The following is a 5,067-nucleotide window of genomic DNA, read 5'->3' as shown; positions in this document are numbered from 1 at the left end:
TATTAGCGCCCTATTTTCAACCCAGCTTACAGAGAGCGCCATGACTGATTTATCCCTTTACAGAAATATTGGTATTTTCGCCCACGTCGATGCCGGTAAAACCACCACCACCGAGCGTATCCTTAAGCTGACGGGTAAAATTCATAAATTGGGTGAGGTTCACGAAGGTGAATCAACTACCGACTTTATGGAACAGGAAGCTGAGCGCGGCATTACCATTCAGTCGGCGGCGGTAAGCTGCTTCTGGAAAGGCCACCGCTTCAACGTTATCGACACACCTGGGCACGTTGACTTCACTGTAGAAGTTTATCGCTCACTGAAAGTCCTCGACGGCGGTATCGGTGTATTCTGCGGTTCTGGCGGTGTTGAGCCCCAGTCTGAAACCAACTGGCGCTACGCGAACGACTCTAAAGTATCGCGCCTGATTTTCGTTAACAAACTCGACCGTATCGGCGCTGACTTTATCCGCGTTACCGACCAAGTTAAAAAAGTTTTGGGTGCCACCCCACTCATCATGACCCTGCCTATTGGTCGTGAAGATCAGTTCTCTGGCGTTGTTGACCTGCTGAGCCGTAAAGCCTATGTATGGGACGAAACCGGACAGCCAGAAAACTACGACGTAATTGATGTGCCAGCCGATATGGTTGACGACGTTGAGATGTACCGCGAGCAACTGATTGAATCTGCACTCGAAGTAGATGACGACCTGTTAATGGCCTACATGGAAGGCGAAATGCCTTCAGACGAAGACGTTAAGCGCTGTATCCGTAAGGGCACGCTGGAACTGGCATTCTTCCCAACGTACTGTGGATCTGCTTTCAAAAACAAAGGCATGCAGCTATTACTTGACGCGGTTGTTGAATACTTGCCAACCCCAACTGAAGTTAACCCACAGCCGTTAACTGACGAAGAAGGCAATCCAAACGGCAATTACGCGATCGTTTCTGCCGACGAGCCCTTCCGCGCGCTTGCGTTTAAAATCATGGATGACCGCTTTGGCGCCCTGACTTTCGTACGTATCTACTCTGGTAAATTGAACAAGGGTGATACCATCCTTAACTCCTTTACTGGTAAATCAGAACGCGTTGGCCGCATGGTTGAAATGCAAGCTGATGAGCGCAACGAATTGAGCAGCGCACAAGCCGGTGACATCATCGCGATCGTGGGCATGAAGAACGTGCAAACTGGTCACACCCTGTGTGATCCCAAGCACCCATGTACCCTTGAAGCCATGGTATTCCCAGAGCCTGTTATCTCGATCTCTGTTACGCCAAAAGACAAAGGCTCAACTGAGAAAATGGGTATTGCGATCGGTAAAATGGTTGCAGAAGATCCTACTTTCCGCGTTGAGACTGATGTCGACTCAGGTGAAACCATCCTTAAAGGTATGGGCGAATTGCACCTCGACATCAAAGTCGACATCCTTAAGCGTACTTACGGCGTTGACTTAACTGTAGGCCAGCCACAGGTTGCCTACCGCGAAACCATCACTAAAGAAATCGAAGACAGCTACACCCACAAGAAGCAGTCTGGTGGTTCTGGTCAGTACGGTAAGATCGACTACATCGTTAAGCCTGGCGAAGCCAACACTGGCTTTACCTTCACCTCGAAAGTTGTGGGCGGTAACGTTCCTAAGGAATTCTTCCCAGCAATCGAGAAAGGCTTCCGCTCGATGATGGTTGTTGGTCCGCTGGCTGGCTTCCCCGTACTCGACGTTGAAGTAACACTGGTAGACGGTGGTTTCCACGCAGTTGACTCCTCGGCAATCGCGTTTGAAATCGCGGCAAAAGGCGCATTCCGCCAGTCTATGCCCAAAGCCGGCCCACAGCTCCTTGAGCCAGTGATGAAGGTAGACGTTTACAGCCCAGAAGATCACGTTGGTGATGTTATCGGTGACCTTAACCGTCGTCGCGGTATGATCTCTGGCCAAGAAGCTAACGTCTCTGGCGTACGCATTAAAGCCGATGTACCGCTTTCAGAAATGTTTGGCTACATCAGCACCCTGCGGACCATGACCTCTGGTCGCGGTCAGTTCTCAATGGAGTTCTCTCACTACGCTGCTTGCCCAGCTAACGTAGCTGAAGCAGTAATTGCCAAAGAGAAAGAAAAGAAAGCCGCTGCAGCTAAGTAATTCTTAGCCAGTAAAAAAAGCCCTGCCAGTGCGAACTGGCAGGGCTTTTTTGTGACTGGCTACAAGATAAAAAAACAAACTCTGATTTTAACCGCCTAGCTTTATTCCCCTCTGCGCCTTGCATTACCTTTTAAAAATCCAGCTTGAATTTTACGTACACTCCGCGCTCAACCTCAACCCGCGGTGTGCCAACCACCTTGTCGACGTACTCTTCATGAGTGCTATCAAGTAAATTCTGACCAACCAGTGATAGCGTTATATTCTCAGCAAAACGCTTGTTAAGGTGAACATCCAGCTCGGTATATTCATCAATGTTCTGACCCTCAACTTCATCCACGTAACGCAATGCCGTATTAATGGCCCAGCCCCCAGCCAAATCCCAATTAGAGCGCAGCGTAAGCCTATGCTGCGGACTCTCACCCTCCGCCTTCGTCGCGTTCGGGTCCCCGCTGCGCTCTGCGTCAATATCTATCTGTACATTGCTGTATTGCAACTCAGCTTGCCACTGTGGCGTCAACGCCGCACTTAATACCAATTCGCCTCCCCAAGATCGGGCCGCAGCACCATTGCTTGCAACAACGGGCACCACAAACGCGGGCGGCGGCGCTGAATTTGGTTCAGGGGCGCCAGGCTCTAGGGTCCGCAATCCCTCGTATTCATTAAAAAACAGTGCCAGATCTAGACTCAGACCTCGGCGAAATTGATGCCGCCAACCAAATTCATACGCTCGCAGGGTTTCAGAATGAAATGACTCACTGCCTTGTATCTGCAGCTGCACTTGCGGCGCAACGTAGTCGAAATCGATGCGCACATCATGCTCGGTGCGACTCGGTGTACGCTTAGCCTGCGAAACCGCAAGCCAAGTTGAGCCCAGCTCACTGTAACTCCAAATAGCACGAGCTGTGGGCTGAAACTCACTGCCACTAAAATCGTTCTCTTCCAATTTACTACCGGCAATAAAGCGCCATTGTTCAAAAGGTGAAAGCTCGTATTGCAAAAAGCCACTCGCCACGTCGTAGTGACGTTGCTCCCGCGTATAACGAATATACTGCTCGGGCAGTTTATCTTCGGTATAGCGATACCCCAAGCCCCACACTATCCGCTGCCGACTATCAACGCGGTAGCTTTGCTGAAAATCGGCATCGTAACTGTCAACCGTCAATTTGAAGAGCGAGTCAGTCCGCTCAGAGTGGTCCGCGTAAAACTTAAGGCTGTAATGGGAGCGATCATTTTGCTGGTGCTGCCAGTGGGCCATTACGTTAAGCCCTGAGAACTCAGCTTTCGTGAAAAACAGGTTTTGTAAGGTCGCGGAGTTTTCATCGGGAAGGAGCAGCTCCTCGCCCTCCGTTCCTTCGTAGGCATTGAGTTGCAGGCTGAAAGCCCCCGATTCAGCAGTTCCCTGATCATAGCGCAGCCCCGCCTGGGCTGAATGCCAATCATCACGGTTATCCAAGCCATTCGGTCGACTCGCGGCGTCGCGCTGAAAGGCTTTAATGTGGGCGCGCAGGTACTTATCATTGCCGAGTTTTACGCCATAACGATAGCCAGTAAACCACTCCTCTTCATTCCCTGCCCCGACCTCGAGCGTCCCCCCCTGGGTGTCAGCACTATGCCGCGTCACTATATTGATGACGCCATTAAAGGCATTAGCGCCCCACAAGGAAGCACCTGGCCCACGCACCACTTCAATACGTTCAATATCACCAATCAGAGTATCGAGAGTGTCCCAGAACATGCCGACCTTCGCCGGAGAAAACAAACTGCGGCCATCAACGAGAATTAATAGCCGGTTAGTAAAAATGCCGCCATTAAAACCGCGGATACCCACGCCCCATTTGGCAGAGCCAAACCGAGTAACCTCAACGCCGGGTACAAGCCGCAATAGCTCGGGAATACTTGTCGCGCCAGAGCGCTCAATAGAGTCCCGCGTCAATACATACACCGCGGCAGATGAATCGCGAAGTGACTCGCCGCGACGCACACCCAACGACACATCGATATCCAGCAACTCCTCAAGGCTTAATGATGCGAAGTCTTCAAAATGATAGTTTTTGGCACTAATTTCATTGCCCCATAGCCCTAGGCACAAACAAAAAGTCGCGGAGCGAACTTTGTACAATAGACCGCTATCGGGCATAGGCTGTATTTTCCCCAGAACCGTATTGACACGTCGTAGCGCGCCGCAAATGAAATAAAGCCAATTTTCAAGTCAACAAGAAATTAGCCACAGACACTATATGTAATTACCCCTAACACGCCGATTTATGACACAAATGAAAGCCAAACCAAGCCAATTCAAAGCTCATGCGTTATGGTTAAAAAGTATAGAACATTGTGGGCAAACAGCGAGTCGACCTAGAGAACTACCGAGCCAGGCGCCCAGCAGCATTGAGAGTTACATTTACAGAGGAAAAGCGTCGATAAAAATCGCCTCCGTCATTGCACTGTGGAAGGTATCGCTGACATTAAGAATGGATACAATATGGTAGCGGATCGCGACCTAAATCTCGCTTCAAAGCTATTTTGCGCTGGCGATAAAGCTAAGCGTCCCATCATGACAAGATAAACTGCACTTGATACTCAAATTGCGACAACAAAGCATCGCCTTCAGCAGATGACTCCCGAGACAAGTCGAGCAAGTCGGGGATTAAACTTAAACCTAAAGAAACGATCGCAGCTACGGCAGCCTCCTTTTCTGGCAAACTAAATCGCTCAAATAAACCACGCTCATGAAAATCGCAGGCCATCTCCTCCACAATCTGCCGCACCTCATTGCGAATCGCACAGCGAATCGAGGCCGAACTACCTGCTCGCTCTCGGGCAATGAGTATAAATAGCGCTTCGTTACCACGAATATAAGTAAAGGCGGCCTCTACCGACGCGGCGATAACATCTGCCTCAGTGTCAGCGTCACGTACGCCTTTCAATAAGGTTCT

General features: G+C 50.3%; 3 protein-coding genes. 1 reads left to right on the top strand and 2 read right to left on the bottom strand.

All coding sequences use genetic code 11. The features are described 5' to 3' along the window. Positions 1 to 40: 40 nt before the first annotated feature. Positions 41 to 2,131 (top strand): elongation factor G, encoded by a 2,091-nt coding sequence (gene fusA / locus ABYT30_RS15280; RefSeq protein ID WP_373081722.1) that lies wholly within the window; start codon positions 41 to 43, stop codon positions 2,129 to 2,131. Between the two features lie 130 nt (positions 2,132 to 2,261). On the opposite strand, the gene ABYT30_RS15275 is transcribed toward fusA, so the two are convergent. Together ABYT30_RS15275 and ABYT30_RS15270 are read right to left on the bottom strand one after the other, a co-directional pair. Next, complete coding sequence (locus tag ABYT30_RS15275) at positions 2,262 to 4,268, bottom strand: TonB-dependent receptor plug domain-containing protein (RefSeq protein ID WP_373097366.1); 2,007 nt, start codon at positions 4,266 to 4,268, stop codon at positions 2,262 to 2,264. 415 nt (positions 4,269 to 4,683) lie between these two features. Next, positions 4,684 to 5,067 (bottom strand): hypothetical protein (locus ABYT30_RS15270; RefSeq protein ID WP_373097365.1); only part of this gene is annotated, 384 nt, incomplete at its 5' end.

Source organism: Zhongshania sp., from assembly GCF_041623545.1.
GTDB lineage: Bacteria > Pseudomonadota > Gammaproteobacteria > Pseudomonadales > Spongiibacteraceae > Spongiibacter.
Note: the sequence above shows the minus strand (reverse complement) of the source record. Positions and strands in the feature narration are given on the sequence as shown.